The organism is Vibrio tapetis subsp. quintayensis (assembly GCF_030409945.1).
Taxonomy (GTDB): Bacteria; Pseudomonadota; Gammaproteobacteria; order Enterobacterales; family Vibrionaceae; genus Vibrio; species Vibrio quintayensis.
This window is the reverse complement of sequence record NZ_JAUFQV010000012.1, coordinates 75,644-91,537: the sequence shown is the minus strand read 5'-3', so window position 1 is coordinate 91,537 and position 15,894 is coordinate 75,644. Positions and strand designations below refer to the sequence as shown.

Genomic DNA, 15,894 nt, shown 5'->3' with positions numbered 1-15,894 from the left:
GTTACAAGTAGACCTAGAGGTAGATCAAGGAAACAGCAATCGGTTGAATACGCAGTTAAACTTCTGGCTTAGTTGCTATTTGGCTCACAGATTTATGGCTGGTGACTTCTTCAATTAACACAGGGTCACAATTGCAAAATGGCGTCATATTGACAGACGTGGTTGCTGGATCGAGCTCTGGTTCATAGCTAAATTCTTGCATCATTGACTGAATGTGTCGCTGTAGCACCATAATGCCTAAAACACCAAATACAATGCTCCCTACCGCTTGTCCATATAAAACCCCAAGCGCCCCGAACCACTGCGCGCCGAAGTACACAAACGGCAATGTGCCTAGCGTGGCTTTACCTAAATTAAGTGCCGTTGAATAAATGGGCTTACCTAAATTGTTGAATGACGTATTAGCAACAAACAGGGCGCCGTTAAACACAAAGCTGAACGCAATATAAGAACAAAAGGCCGCTACAATAATGGCTGCGTCTCCGGTCAGTGCAAAGCCAGCAATTAGCGCGTCTTGAACCAAATAAAGAATAATGGATACTGCGATGCAATAGACGGTAACGAATAGCAAAGAATTCATCAGAGTTTCTTTTACTCTATCGATTCTTTGCGCTCCGTAGTTTTGCCCTATGATGGGGCCAACAGCACCGGATAGTGCAAATATAACCGCGAACGCGACGGGTGAAACACGACCAATGACGGCAAAACCTGCCACGTAGTTTTCTCCAAAATGAGCAATGTTTGCTGTCACTATCGCATTGCCTATTGGGGTAGCGGTATTAGTAATAATGGCGGGAACCGCAATGGTCAAGATAGAGCGCAAGTCCTGCCTCAACTCATCTAAGTTAGGCAACCGAATGAGTTTATACGTACGATAAAGAGGAATAATAGAGAACGCTAATACGGTAATTCGAGCCACAACCGATGCAGCAGCAGCACCTTCTACGTTCCAATTGAATCCAAAAATAAAAATGGGGTCTAATATCGCGTTAACAATACCACCAGAAAGTGTTGCCCACATACTGCGTTTAGCATCGCCAGCGGCTCGTAATGCGGCACCACTTGCCATACCCAACGCGAGTAATGGACTGCTTGGTAAAATGATTTCCAAATAAGCTGTCGCACGCTCTAACGCAAAGCCTTGCGCACCAATCGCACTGAGTAACACTTCTATGTTCAGGTACATGACGATCGTGACCAGCAAGCTAATCAAAAAGGCGGCCGTTAAGATATTACTGGCTTTTCGCTTCGCATCTTGCTGTTGCTTTGCTCCTAGAGCTTTTGAAACCATCGCCCCCATTGCAATCGATGAACCAATAGATACCGAGGTTGAAAAAAACAACAACGTTCCCGCAAAGCCAACCGCTGCCGCCAATTCAACTTGACCCAACATACTGATAAACAACATGTCGAGCAGGTCTACCGCAAACAAAGCTAACAAGCCGATAGAACCGGCCCCTGACATCGTCAGAATATGTTTCATTGTTGAGCCTTCAACAAATTTTGCTTGCTGCGTTACCATAAGCGGGTATCCGTTTCATTTGAAATAAGTATAAAATTGAGCATCATAAAAACAAATAAGGCGCCATAAGCGCCCTATTAAGTGGTTAAGTATCATTAAACAGGATGTTTAAAGCAATCGTTAATACTCGCTCCTACCGCTCGAAGTACTTCGGTTCGCGTAATAATCCCTAAAAATTTGTTTTGGTCATTCACCACAGGATACATTTTCGGCTTACCGACTTTCATCATGCCCGCCAACTCAATGATCGGCATTTCAGGTTTGACCGACAGCACCTCTCGATGCATACAGTCACTGACAATATGTGAATCTTGGCAGTAATAACTAACCGCAACCAACTTGTCGAGCAGATCTTGTTCAGACAAGAAGCCAATCACTTCTTTGTTTTCGTTGATTACCGGGCCACCCATGTGCTCGGAACGCATCACTTTATCTAACGCAGCGCTCAATGGCATTTCTTCCGTGAAAGTGACCGCTTTGTGTACCATATAATCTTTAATTCTGATCGATTCCATATTCGCTCCTTAACCCGTTCCGTCGCATTTAATTGTTGGGTATAGGTTAAGTGTCGTCTAATTTCTTGATTTTACTAAATCGATTTGATCTTTTTTATCAATAGGCAAAACCAATCAGTCAATATTATTAGGCAGAATTCAGTATAATGGGCTTACAGATACCCTGCTGATTGCTTGTTGGGTCTGTCACTACGGTTTTAATCCGTACCGACCATACAAAACTGCAAATTTCCTCTTTAAATCGCAATCTATTGTTGGTATCTAATTATTTTTAATGACTATACTAAGTAAATAACTAATATCTCAATAGAGCGTTCAACGTGAACATGCAACGCAGGATAAGGATGAAATGAGCACCAAACCTTTTGTTTCAATCGTCAGCAAAGTAGCCAGTCGAATAAGAATACCGATACTATTGCTGACTTTTACTGCGGTGGTTGTACTATCTATTGGCGGTTACTTTCTTGCTATAAATGAAATGCGAAGCAACGCCGTTTCGCGTATTGATTCGATCAAGCTTTCCACGGCATCGGCCATCTTCAATTTTGATTTTGAGCAATTGGAAGCCATCACTTCAACTTTCCGTAATGACCCAGTTTTCTGCCATTTTTCAATTTGGTCAGAAGGCGATTTACTGTCTCAAACTCTTGACTTAGATCTTCCGAAAACTTCACTCATATGGAGTGAATGGGATCACCGATTCCCGTTGGAATATGTGACAGCAGAGGGAGAGAATATCACTGTTGGTCATATTGAAGCTTACGTAAACCCAGAATATGCCTTTCAGTTTTTTGCCTTGTCCGTCGGCGCTTTTTTACTCACTATCTTTATTATTTCTCTGTCGTTGTTGTATATCCTGCGCCGCACTTTCCATGAGACCATCGCTTTTCGTCTTAAATCTTTGTCTTCGCAATTTTCCTTAGTGCAAGATGACCAAGAGCGATTGCCTGAAATTCATGACCAAGTCATAAAAGAGAGAGACGAAATATCTGAACTTGTTGATGCTTACAATTTATCGTCTAAGCATGCAGCGCGATATATCGATGCCATCAATGAAAATAACGACTTGCTCAGTACCCTAGCAAAAAAAGATCCATTAACGGGTAACTTCAATCGCCAAGCATTCATCGAATATATCAGTACCGCACTCGATGGGGGTCATCAGCACGGGACGATTGTGCGTGTTAATATTCTCAACTTCTCCAGCATCAACTTAAAATTCGGCCAAAAACATGGCGATAATATTTTAAAACAGGTTAGCCAAGCACTAAACCAATGTCATGGCAGCGATTCCATCGTATGCCGGTTGGGTGGCGATGATTTCTTTGTCTTTATTCCTTCTAGCGAAAAAGTGTCCAGTCGCGAAACGTTCCACAATATAAACCGAGCCTTTTCCGAGCTTAACTTAGCCATTAATATTGGCCTTGCTCGTCACCCTCTGGATGCATCTGACCCTGAAGTATTGATACATTACGCAGAGATAGCGCTGTTAGAGGCCAAAGAATCTAAGCTCGATTATTCCGACTACCACTTAGCCTTTGAAGAACGATTAAAGCACAAAATCTATATTGATGGTCGGATTGAAGAGTTGCTAGCAAGCCGAGATTTCCATGTCTATTATCAACCTCAAATTCAGATTGAAAATAACAAGGTTTTTGGTGTTGAGTCACTACTTCGCTTAAAGCAAGAGGATCTATCATCTCCTTGGGAAATCATTACTAGAGCAGAAGATACAGGTGCCATTTTGCCACTCACCTTTGCCATTATCGAAAAGATATTTGAGCAGTGGCAAGATCATATTCATCAAATGCCAGAGGGCTTCTCTGTTGCGGTCAATATATCGCCTCAGTCTCTTGCTCAAATTAACTTTGTTGAGCTATTAATGCAGTTCTCAAAACAGTATCAGTTCCCTTTGTCTCGCCTGGTTTTAGAATTGACTGAGCTGACGAAAGTACAACAAGGGCAGCAGGTTTCTCATACTCTTCAGCGCTTGCGTAAACTCGATGTCCGTCTGTCTCTTGATGATTTCGGCACCGGATTTTCGTCCATGGAGTACTTGTTAAGTTACGGATTTGATGAGCTAAAAATCGACCGAAAGTTTGTGATGGATTTGGATAAACGTCCTGAGTCAGTACAAATCATCAAGGTCATCAATTTTTTGTGCCAAACTCTTGGTATGCAAGCCATCGCCGAGGGCATCGAAACGCCCAATGAAGAGAAGAAGCTAAAAACATTAGGGATTACAGTCGGCCAAGGTTTTTTATATAGCCATGCGGTTCCAATTACACGCATTCTTGAACAAATTAAAGATGCTCAATCCGTTTGTGTTAAATCATAATCAACGCGACTAGGATCGAATAAAAAACATACTATTAGAATACGCTGACTGGTGTTTGTAGAGTAAATAATAGCAATTAAGATATTTATCCCGCTCTACTTATACTAAAATAGATAAAACACCACTGCATCGCAGTAACAATGAAAAATGTGGTAACTATGAGTGAAAATTTAAACAGCAGCATCCTCACAGAAAGTGGCACCAATGAGCTCGAAATCATAGAGTTTCATTTGCAAAAAGTGATGCCAGACGGTTCAACTAAAACATGTTATTACGGAATTAACGTCGCTAAAGTTCGCGAAGTTATCCAAGTACCAGAAACAACGGATTATCCGAACGCCCAAGCTCACATGGTTGGCGTCTTCTCTTCACGAGACAAGCTTACCCCTTTGGTAGACTTAGCGGGATGGTTAGGTGTACCGACTAAGCCCGATATTGAGCGAAAGTTCGTTATTGTTACTGATTTCAACCGAATGACGAATGGCTTTCTTATTGACAGCATCAGCCGTATTCATCGAATTTCATGGGAAGACGTTGAGTCTCCGAGCCAGTTTTTAGAAGCGGGTGAGAACGACTGTGTGGTTGCGGTTGTACGTAAAGATACGCACTTAATCATGATCCTCGACTTCGAGAAAATCATTGCTGATATCAATCCAGAATTAAGCATGGAAAAATACGATGTTATGTCTGATCGCTCTGTTGATCTAAACCAACGCATGGTAACCAAGCGTCAAGCTCGTACGATTCTGATTGCCGACGATTCTGCGTTCATTCGTAGCTTAATTGAAAACACGCTTAGCTCTGCGGGCTACAACATCATTGCTTGTAAAGATGGTGGTGAGGCGTTAGAAAAACTCGTTGAATTTGAAAAGCTGTCGAAAGAGGAAGGGGTTCCTATCTCCGAGTTTGTTGATGGCTTAGTCAGTGATGTAGAGATGCCTAAAATGGATGGCATGCACTTATTAAAACGTCTACGTGATAACGCAACCTACGCTGACATGCCAATCGTGATGTTCTCCTCACTAATGAGTGATGATAACCGTCAAAAGGCCATACAGCTAGGCGCAAACGACACCATCACTAAACCAGAAATTGGCCGAATGGTCACAATGGTCGATGAATTCGTGTTTAAGCGTTAAAGTACTGGTTTTCCATTAATCTATTACCGTGCATCAATAACTAATGTTATACATGATAAAAAAGTGCCAGATGACCACATCACCTGGCGCCTTTTACGTCTAATTTATGAAGACCTCAACACAGAAAACCAAAATACGAATACACTGCCAATCCATACTATTGCATTGGAACTCATTGAGGATGCCTAATAACTAAATTTTGAACCGACTGACTAAAGTATCCAATCGTTCGCACTGTTGAGCAAGGTTACCTGAGGCCTCATCGGCCCTCTCTACTACCTCTACCATCGACTGGCTGTTTTCTGCAATGCGCTGGATATTTTGGTTCACTTCTTCACTGACAGAGGTTTGTTGGCTTGCAGCAGTTGCAATATGAGCGTTCATCTCATTAATAACTTGAATAGAACGATTAATTTCAGCTAAAGAAGTCACTGCACTTTGTGCCTGCTCTACGGTACTCTCCCCCCCTTTCTTGCTCGATTCCATCACTGATACCGCTTGTTTTGCACCACTTTGCAACTTCTCTATCATGGTTTGAATTTCCCCCGTACTCACCTGAGTTTTACTCGCTAGTGCACGAACTTCATCTGCAACCACTGCAAAGCCTCGACCTTGTTCACCCGCACGCGCAGCTTCAATCGCAGCGTTTAACGCAAGTAAATTAGTTTGCTCTGCTATGCCTCGAATCACATCCAAAATAGAAGCTATATTCGCAACGTCATCATCTAACTTATTGATCACCTGATTCGCTGTTGATATTTCATCAGCTAAGCCGTGTATCGACTGTACCGTTTGATTTAGTATACTTCCCGCGGCCACCACCTCGACACTGCCGTTTTCACTCGCTTCCGCAGCTTGCAAGGCATTATCACTCACATTTGTGCTCGTTACGCGCATCTCATTAATTGCTGTTGCCACCATTTCGCTTTCTTGTTGCTGTGAGCTAACCCCTGTTGCGACCTTTTCACTTAAGATAGCAAATTGCTCCATTTCATTGCGAATTTGAATGGAACAGTCAACCACATCTGCCACTGTTACCTGAACCGTATCAGCGAATGCATTAAAGTTTCGACCTAATTCGCCGACTTCGTCACCTGACTCCACAGAGACTCGTTGAGTCAGGTCCCCATCACCAGACGCAATTTCCGACATAGTTTTGTTTAGTCTATGTATGGGAGCGACTATCCAGCCTGACAATAACCAAGTTAAGGCAATACCTATCAATATCGCGATAATACTGCCAACTTCCAATGCCATTTTAGAACGCGAAACAGACTCTGATATCTGCTCTCGCAACGTTATTTGTTGATTCTCAATTTCATTACTTAACGATTTTAAATTCTTACGAATAGTCTTAAACTCTTGGTTAAGTTGGTTCTTATTAGTGGCATAAATGCTATTGGCTTGCAGTGGTGACTGAAACATCAGTTCGTAGCTTTTTACCCACTGTTCAGTCGCAGCTAATAGATCTTTCAACATTGGCTTTGAGCTATTCGATAAAATACCAAGATCAATAAGACGCCCTATACTTTCCAAGCGAGGGACCGCTCGATACGCGTTATCTTTAAACTCTGCCGTATGGTGTTCAATTTCAACTTCCTCCCCATTAGCTAACATCAAGCCTTGCGCTGCCGCAATAACTTGGTACAAATCTCTATAGCCATCTTCCAGTGAATCCATAACCGGCTGGATTGATTGATTCAGCTTCTCTGTTGCCTGAGTTTGTTGGGAAAATAATTGCGAGTTATAGAGGGTAATAGCCGAGAAGAGTATGACCATACTCGCCACAGGAGAGATCATTTTGCTTCTTAATGACCGAGAGGAAAACCAATTCATATATACACCTAATTACATCTTGTAAGTTAGATGTCAGTGTACTTATGCATTATAAAAGGCGACATTGCTCGCGTCACACTCAAATCATGGAATGAAATTAGTTTGGGTTAAATTTGCCCCAAAAATAAGCCCGCAGCTGCGAGCTATTTTAATATTTCCGATACAATAACGATTAGGTTTTAAATTGACCTAAAGTGCCACCTAATCACTCGCATTGATTTGATCACTAATAAAAGTCGCCATATTGCTGTCCATGCCATTTATTACGCCTATTGAATGGCGATCTCTTGCGGTGATTCACTTGCTGAACTTTCGTATTAAGTCGTTTTTGGACGGCCTCTTAACTTGCTAACCATGACCACCACCTCTGTTTAGTCCATGATTAAAGTTTCTCAGGATAATTTATCAGTAAAAGATAATGAAGTCTTGATGAAAAATGAAAACGCTGTTAGTTTCATTTTTATGAGCCTATACTGTATATATATACAGGTATTTATTATGCATGACATCATCGAACTATTAGAACATAAGCGCTTGATTTGGCGGGGCAATGAGCCTAGAAACCCACTAAATGTCTTACCTACTGGCTACCCAGAGCTTGATAATAAGCTGGATGGTGGCTTGCCCAAAAATGGCGTGATCGAAATCCAAACAGAACTCGGCATCGGTGAGTTACGCTTGCTGAAATCATTTATGCACAATCATTGTGAAGAGCGTTTAATCGCTTTCATTCAGGCACCCGGCACTTTGAGTGCTGAGTTTTTAGCAAGCCAAGGTTTTGATTTAACCAAAATTATTATCATTAGCCCTAAAAACCATAAAGATGCCTTGTGGGCGGCAGAACAATGCTTAAAAAGCGGCGCTTGTGGTTGCGTTTTATTGTGGCAACAAAGCTTAGAGGTACATCAAGCGAAACGCTTACAAGTGGCTTGTGAGACAGGAAACTCAGTGCAGTTCATCTTTAAATCGAAGCAGCCAAATGTACTTTCCTTACCCGTGTCATTGAGTATTGCCCTCACGCCGGATCAATATGGTTTAGAGGCAAAAATTATCAAACACAAAGGCGGTTGGCCACAAGGCTCTTTTCATATCAATATGGCAGCGGCTTGGCCTAACCTGACTTTAAAACAACCAAGTTCAACCATCTTATCTTTCCCAAAAGCAAAGCGAGGGTGAGCGTAATGCTGTGGATTTATCTTAATTTTCCGAGCTTACAACTGGACAGCTATTTTGGCCCACAAAGCCCACAAAGCCCAGACAACACCGATAAACCACCAGCGATTATCGTCGTCGATGGCCAAGATCATCATGTTGTTCAATATAATATTCAAGCTCAACAAGCTGGTATTAGACTCAACATGGGTTTAGGCACCGCCGCTTCGCTTTGTCATCCGCTGCAGGTGCATCCATATCAAGCCAGCATTGAGCATCGAAAATTAAAAGAGATCGCTCATTGGCTCTATATGGTCACGTGTGATATCACTTTATTTAAGCCAAATGGGGTCTTACTTCGTGTCACGAATATGCTAAGCCTTTATGAGGGGCTCGATAAATATTGGCATACGGTGCAGCAACATTTGAACGCCCTAAATTTGCACTATGATTTTGCTAGTGGCTACTCACCGTTGATGGCGCAGTTATTAGCAGAAAATCGTGCAAACCGCATCAACTCCGATCGCCACAGCCTACTCGCTTGCATCCATAAATATCCATTGAATGCGAGCCGTTTACCCCATAAAACCGTCAGTAAACTAGAGCGTGTGGGTATACAGAAACTTGGCGATCTGTTAACCGTTCCTATGGCCGAACTGGCTAAACGTTTTGATATTGATTTGGTCAACTATATAGGCCGTTTGATTGGTCAATTTAAGCACCCTATTGAGTTCTACCACCCACCATCATCATTCCTACGCCATCTCGATTTACTCTTTGAAATAGACAATGTGCAATGGCTGGAAAAGCCACTGGAAAAACTGTTCACACAGCTCGAATATTACCTAAAATTACGCGATCAACTGGCCAATGAACTAGAGATCCAACTTCACTCACGAGATGGCGGCATTCTTTCTCTGCGTGTATTTTCAGCTCAAGGGGACTATTTAGCCTCGAAATGGCAAAAATTAGCACGACTGACATTAGAATCCATTGCGTTAACTGCACCCGTTTTAGCCATTGAACTTTCTGTTATTCACGTAGCTGAACAATCTGGGTCTAATGACGATCTATTTGCAGGAAAACAGGGAAATACCACCTCTCTTGAACTTCTGTCACTCTTGCAAGCCAAACTTGGCAAAGGTGCTATTCAAGGCATTCAATTAGCCGATGACGCACGGCCTGAAGTCGCAAACCAATACATTGACCCTCTCATAAAAAAACAACCAAAACCAAGCCAAAAAGTGGCATCAAATACCACTTCAAGGCCCAGCTTCATGTTACCAATTCCACAACGACTTAATGAACAGGTGACGTTAATTCAAGGCCCAGAGAGAATTGCCACTGGGTGGTGGGATGATAACGCAATGGTGCGGGACTACTTTATTGCTCGCAGCGAACTCGGGCGGTGGTTATGGATATTTCGCAATCGAGAACAGCACTGGTTTGTTCACGGTTATTTTAGTTAATGATTCATCGGTAATCATGAGTAGGACATACTATGCAATACGCTGAGCTATTTTGTCAGTCTAACTTCTCGTTTTTAGAGGGTGCTTCTCATGCTGAAGAACTCACAATTCAAGCCGATTTCTTACGTTATGCAGGTATTGCGATCACCGATGAGTGCTCTGTTGCCGGCGTAGTACGCGCTCACACAGCCATCAGAGATCACCAGTTAAACGTTAAACTTATCGTTGGGAGCTTATTTCGTCTCGGTAACGAGTTGGAAGTGATTTTGCTATGCCCTACCCGCGAAGCCTACGCTGAATTATGCCGAGTCATCACCAATGCGAGAAGACGCAGTCCAAAAGGCGAGTATACGTTATCTGACTGGGATCTCATGTCGGTCAAACACTGCTTAATTTTATGGTTACCTTGCAATAAAGAAAACGACCATGAATGGGGAAAATGGTTAAAACAGCATCACACTCATCGCTTATGGATTGGCTTGCAGCGGCACTTACAAAGTGACGATGCCGGCTACCTTGCTCATTGCCAGCAACTCAGCCGAGAATACTCCCTGCCAATAACCGCATGCGGAGGCGTATTGATGCACAACGCTAACCGCCTACCACTGCAACATGTCTTAACCGCTTTGAAACATGGCACCAGCATTGAAAAAGCCGGTAAGCGCCTGTTGTCTAATACCGAAAGAACATTGCGCTCAAAAGAAAAGCTGAACAAGCTCTTTCGGGCCGAATGGCTAGCAGAAAGTATGCATATTTTGGAACGCTGCCAGTTCAACCTCGATCAGCTTCGTTACGAATACCCCAGCGAATTAGTCCCCGATGGTTTTACTGCGATGAATTATTTGCGACACCTTGTTGTTCAAGGCTGTGAATTTCGTTTCCCTAATGGGCTACCAGCGCAGGTTCAGAGCATCATTGATAAAGAGCTCACACTCATTGATGAGCTTAAATACGCCTTTTTCTTTTTAACCATTCACGACATCGTGATGTATGCCAAATGCCAAGGTATTTTATACCAAGGGCGAGGTTCCGCAGCCAATTCCGTGGTGTGTTACTGCCTAGAAATCACCTCGGTTGATCCTCGCCAAATTTCCGTTTTATTCGAACGTTTCATCAGTAAAGAGCGAAACGAACCGCCCGATATTGATGTCGACTTCGAACACGAACGTCGTGAAGAAATCATCCAATACATTTACGCTAAATATGGCCGAGAACGCGCCGCTCTTGCTGCGACCGTGATCTCCTATCGTTTCAAAAGCGCCATAAGAGACGTCGGAAAGGCGCTAGGAATTGCTGAAACTCAGCTCAATTTTTTCATTAAAAACATCAATCGCCGTGAAGGGCGTGATAGCTGGCAAGCCCAAATTGTTGAACTCGGACTCGACCCTAACGCCAGCAAAGGCAAGCAATTTATCGCCTTGGTTGATGAGATCATGGGGTTTCCTCGCCATTTGTCCCAGCACGTAGGTGGTTTCGTGATTTCATCCGGCCCTTTGTATGAGTTGGTTCCTGTGGAAAATGCCACCATGAGCGATAGAACCGTGATCCAATGGGATAAAGACGATTTGGAGAGCTTAGGCTTATTGAAAGTAGATGTCCTGGCCCTTGGCATGCTCACGGCGATCCGAAAGTGCTTCCACTCAATTTCGCATCACCACGGCCGTTCGCTTTCGATTGCTGATATCACTCGTATGCAAGACGATAAGAACGTCTATCACATGTTGCAAAAAGCCGACACTGTGGGTGTTTTTCAAATTGAGTCTAGAGCTCAAATGAGTATGTTGCCACGCCTTAAACCCGCAACCTATTATGATTTGGTCATTCAAATCGCCATTGTACGCCCGGGGCCTATTCAAGGAGACATGGTGCACCCTTTTTTGAAACGACGAAATGGCGAAGAGCCAATAAGCTACCCGTCAGAAGAAGTTAAAGAGGTACTTTCACGCACCATGGGCGTACCTATTTTTCAAGAACAAGTCATCAAACTGGCGATGGTGGCAGCTGGATTTTCAGGAGGCGAAGCGGATCAGCTTCGCCGGGCGATGGCATCTTGGAAAAAGAACGGTCAGCTCATGCAGTTTAAATCCAAGTTAATCAATGGCATGCAAGAACGGGGATATGAAACGGCTTATGCTGAACGTATTTTTGACCAAATTTGTGGATTTGGTGAATACGGTTTTCCCGAAAGTCATTCGGCGTCTTTCGCAGTGCTGGCTTACACGTCCGCTTGGCTAAAATATTACTACCCCGAGGCTTTCTATACGGCACTATTAAATAGCCACCCTATGGGGTTTTATAGCTGCTCTCAATTGGTTCAAGACGCTAAGCGCCATGGCATTCGTATTTTACCTATTTGTGTGAATCAATCACAATATGATCACCTGGTTATCAATGACAATGGCGACTTCTTAATTCGCTTGGGCTTTCGCCTCATCAAAGGCTTCAGTTTTGACGGTGCTAAAATTCTAGTACAGAAGCGCCCAGTATCAGGCTACCGTCACAGTGGTGAACTTAAAAATGCAGGTTTAAGTCGCCGCGACATCGAATTGCTGGCTTCAGCAGATGCTTTAAAGGTACTGGCAGGGGACCGTTTTTCTGCTCGTTGGGCTGTCATGGATAACCTCAATGACTTGCCTCTATTTAGAAACCTTGCCCCCAGTAATGATGCGCATCAATACACTCCTGATGAATTTAGTACTCTTAATGAAGACTACGCCGCAACCGGGTTATCGCTGAATAAACACCCCATCACCCTACTTGATGAAGCCGGCAAGCTCGGGCGTTTCACTCGCATGACTGATTTACTCTCCATGTCACATAAATCTTTAGTCACCGTTACTGGCGTCGTAACGGGAAAACAATCTCCGGGAACAGCCGCTGGTGTCACCTTTGTGACCTTAGAAGATGACACAGGAAACATCAATGTGGTGGTATGGGCTGGCACTGCAAAAGCGCAAAAACAAGCTTATTTAACCGCCAGGATATTGAAAGTAAAAGGGATTCTAGAACGTGAGGGAGAAGTAACTCATGTGATTGCAGGTAAACTCATTGACTTGACCGATAACGCAGCCAAGTTAGTGACAAAGTCTCGTGACTTCCATTAACCAGCACAGCCATACAACATAATCTGTTTTGGCTATTATACAAACCATGTAACAGAGCCACCTAAAAAGTGATGCTACTTCAATTTCCACAGATATATATAAATTCTTCCAGTAGTTCATAAAATAGGCATTTACACACCAGTCAAATCTCGTTATGTTGAATACAGAATTTAGCACCTTCGCTTGCGAATTCTTTACTGGCACTACCAGAATAAAAATAAAATATAGAACAGAATAACGATCTAACTCTATAAAATGAAAAGCCGATGATTCGGCTTTTTTTGTGCCTCATATTCTGACCTCTAACACTCTTATCCTTAGCGTCCCTGTCCCTAGCTGAGCCTTTTTGTTTTTTTATCTCGCTTTTACCGCAACGATTCTAAAATTTACAAAACCAACTTCACAACTACCAAACTAAGTGCAATGCCAATGCGTGCTTATCGCTAAAGTTACCTAATACATCAAAGAGGTAACGATACTATGCAAAACACATTTAATGCTAAACCCTTCCCACTCCCTTTCGAAGCAAAGTCTACCGCGCTGATTTTGGTTGATATGCAGCGTGACTTCGTTGAACCAGGAGGGTTTGGCGAAGCTCTGGGTAACGACGTCAGCCTAGTAAGAAGTGCGATTGAACCCTGTATGGCGGTATTAGAAAAGGCCCGTAGTATAGGACTAACCGTCATTCATACCAGAGAGGGCCACAGACCAGACCTTTTAGACTGTCCACCAGCGAAACTGACACGTGGAGGTCACACGTTCATCGGCACTGACAGCCCCAAAGGACGGATTCTCATTAGAGGGGAATACGGACACGACATCATTCCTGAACTCTATCCAATTAACGGCGAACCTATCATAGACAAACCCGGTAAAGGGGCTTTCTACCAAACCGATCTGCACTTGATCTTACAAAGTCAGCAAATAAAGACTCTTATTATTTGTGGTGTTACCACTGAAGTGTGCGTGAACACAACGGCACGAGAAGCCAATGACAGAGGTTACGAGTGCATCATCCCTGAAGATTGTGTTGCGTCTTACTTTCCTGAATTTCAAAAATACGCACTCGATATGATCCAAGCACAAGGTGCCATTGTCGGATGGGTTTCTCACTCACAAGACATCCTTAACGCACTTAACAACTAACCATGCCCCCTAAACATCTAAAGGAAAATATGATGAATAATACTCACATTCCCCTGTGGCAAAAAAGTGATTGGAATGGCTTTTTTGGGCTTTTCACTAATGTCTTGCTCAACGTAATGGTACTCACCCAGCTTTCACTGTTAGTACTCAACTTCCCAGACGACTTAGTCTTTGGAAGAATACTTCCAGCATTAGGCCTCGCGCTACCGTTGGGCAATCTCTATTACGCTTACATGGCCTATCGTCTTGCAAAAAAAGAAAACCGCACCGATGTTACCGCTCTACCTTATGGCCCATCAGTGCCTCACATGTTTGTTGTCGTCTTCTTGGTGATGCTACCTACTTACTTAAAAACGAATGACCCAATCATTGCGTGGCAAGCTGGCCTCGCTTGGTGTTTCATTATTGGTATTATTGTCATCATCGGCGCTTTTGTTGGGCCTGCTGTACGCCGCTTTACTCCCAAAGCCGCCATGCTAGGCACCCTCGCAGGGATTTCTATTGCCTTCATATCGATGGGCCCTGCGTTTAGCATGTTCGAAACGCCTTGGATTTCACTGATTGCGCTTGCGTTGATCTTAGTGACCTGGGCTGGTAATTATAAACTGCCATTTGGTATTCCCAGCGGGTTAGCCATTATGGTGGTTGGCGTTGCATTAGGATGGGGCGGATTATTATTCGGCCAAGACGTTGTCGCCATTGAAAACTTACAAGCGGCAAATGAGAACATTTCATTCTATTTCCCTCTTTTCTCACTTGATGTCATGACAGGTTTATTGGTAGTGACTCCGTTTTTGGCAACGGCGATTCCACTGGGTATTTTCAACTTTGTTGAAGCCATGAATAACGTAGAAAGCGCAGAATCAGCCGGAGACAGCTACAACCTTCGCCAAGTGTTGCTGGCCGATGGCATCGGCGCTTTGGTTGGTGCAAGCTTTGGTAGCCCGTTCCCACCAGCTGTTTATATTGGTCACCCAGGTTGGAAGAGTATAGGGGCTCGTATTGGCTACTCCATGGCAACGGGCATCAGCGTTGGTGCAATCTGTATGTTTGGTGTTATCAGCCTGCTATTGGCACTTATTCCATTGCCAGCCATTCTCCCTATATTGCTGTACATCGGTTTGTTGATCGGTTCGCAAGCTTTTCAAGTTTGTTCACCAAAACATGCACCAGCAATTATATTGGCATTCATTCCTAGTATCGCGGAATGGGCAAAGACCATGGTGGATTCTGCGTTAAATGCCGCAGGAACGAATGCGGCTCAACTCGGCATGGATACCCTTGCCAACAGTAACGTTCTGTACGTTGGGTTAGAGCGACTAGGTTCAGGCTCTATATTATCGGGCATGTTACTTTGTAGCATGGCGGTATTTGCTATTGAAAGGCAATCCAAGAATGCAGCGGTTGCAGCACTGCTCGCCGCATTTGCTAGTGGCATTGGCCTAATCCATGCTCATACACTGGCTATTATGCCAAACCCAGATGTGACCTTTGGTTACGTAGCGATGGCCGCCACTTTTATGTTCTTTTCTCGTCAGGAAAAATCACTGCATGTCAGCCAACCCAACGTTGAGCAAAGTGAACAAGCCAGTTAATGACAGACTTTAAGAAGCATAGCGAAGAGACTTAAATAAAAACCTAAAAAAACAGCCAGTTCATTAATCAATATGAAC

10 protein-coding genes are annotated in these 15,894 nt (G+C 43.5%); 7 read left to right on the top strand and 3 right to left on the bottom strand.

Annotated features, from left to right (window positions below; all coding sequences use genetic code 11):
* Positions 1-55: 55 nt before the first annotated feature.
* On the bottom strand, positions 56-1,522 hold the full coding sequence (locus QWZ04_RS05300) for an MATE family efflux transporter (protein WP_290325689.1): 1,467 nt from the start codon (positions 1,520-1,522) through the stop codon (positions 56-58).
* A 95-nt stretch (positions 1,523-1,617) separates the two neighbouring features.
* Positions 1,618-2,037: a CBS domain-containing protein gene (locus tag QWZ04_RS05295; RefSeq protein ID WP_290325687.1), complete on the bottom strand. Its 420-nt coding sequence runs from the start codon at positions 2,035-2,037 to the stop codon at positions 1,618-1,620.
* 349 nt (positions 2,038-2,386) lie between these two features.
* Between QWZ04_RS05295 and QWZ04_RS05290 the strand changes: the two genes are divergently transcribed.
* Together QWZ04_RS05290 and QWZ04_RS05285 are read left to right on the top strand one after the other, a co-directional pair.
* On the top strand, positions 2,387-4,375 hold the full coding sequence (locus QWZ04_RS05290) for a putative bifunctional diguanylate cyclase/phosphodiesterase (protein WP_290325684.1): 1,989 nt from the start codon (positions 2,387-2,389) through the stop codon (positions 4,373-4,375).
* A 158-nt stretch (positions 4,376-4,533) separates the two neighbouring features.
* Entirely contained in the window at positions 4,534-5,514 is a 981-nt protein-coding gene (locus QWZ04_RS05285; protein ID WP_290325682.1) for a chemotaxis protein CheV, read from the top strand.
* Between the two features lie 192 nt (positions 5,515-5,706).
* Here the strand turns inward: QWZ04_RS05285 and QWZ04_RS05280 are convergent, their stop codons facing one another.
* Entirely contained in the window at positions 5,707-7,350 is a 1,644-nt protein-coding gene (locus QWZ04_RS05280; RefSeq protein ID WP_290325680.1) for a methyl-accepting chemotaxis protein, read from the bottom strand.
* A gap of 498 nt (positions 7,351-7,848) precedes the next feature.
* Here QWZ04_RS05280 and imuA point away from each other — a divergent pair, with 498 nt between their 5' ends.
* The 5 genes from imuA (at position 7,849) to QWZ04_RS05255 (ending at position 15,816) form a co-directional block, all read left to right on the top strand.
* The gene (imuA, locus tag QWZ04_RS05275; RefSeq protein ID WP_290325678.1) at positions 7,849-8,526 is read left to right on the top strand and encodes a translesion DNA synthesis-associated protein ImuA; all 678 of its coding nucleotides are present in this window, start codon (positions 7,849-7,851) and stop codon (positions 8,524-8,526) included.
* A 5-nt stretch (positions 8,527-8,531) separates the two neighbouring features.
* Positions 8,532-9,971 (top strand): Y-family DNA polymerase, encoded by a 1,440-nt coding sequence (locus QWZ04_RS05270; RefSeq protein ID WP_290325675.1) that lies wholly within the window; start codon positions 8,532-8,534, stop codon positions 9,969-9,971.
* A gap of 32 nt (positions 9,972-10,003) precedes the next feature.
* Complete coding sequence (locus QWZ04_RS05265; RefSeq protein ID WP_290325674.1) at positions 10,004-13,075, top strand: error-prone DNA polymerase; 3,072 nt, start codon at positions 10,004-10,006, stop codon at positions 13,073-13,075.
* A gap of 480 nt (positions 13,076-13,555) precedes the next feature.
* Positions 13,556-14,221, top strand: a complete 666-nt coding sequence (locus QWZ04_RS05260; protein ID WP_290325672.1) for a cysteine hydrolase family protein — start codon at positions 13,556-13,558, stop codon at positions 14,219-14,221.
* A gap of 29 nt (positions 14,222-14,250) precedes the next feature.
* Entirely contained in the window at positions 14,251-15,816 is a 1,566-nt protein-coding gene (locus tag QWZ04_RS05255; protein ID WP_290325670.1) for a hypothetical protein, read from the top strand.
* Positions 15,817-15,894: the final 78 nt, after the last annotated feature.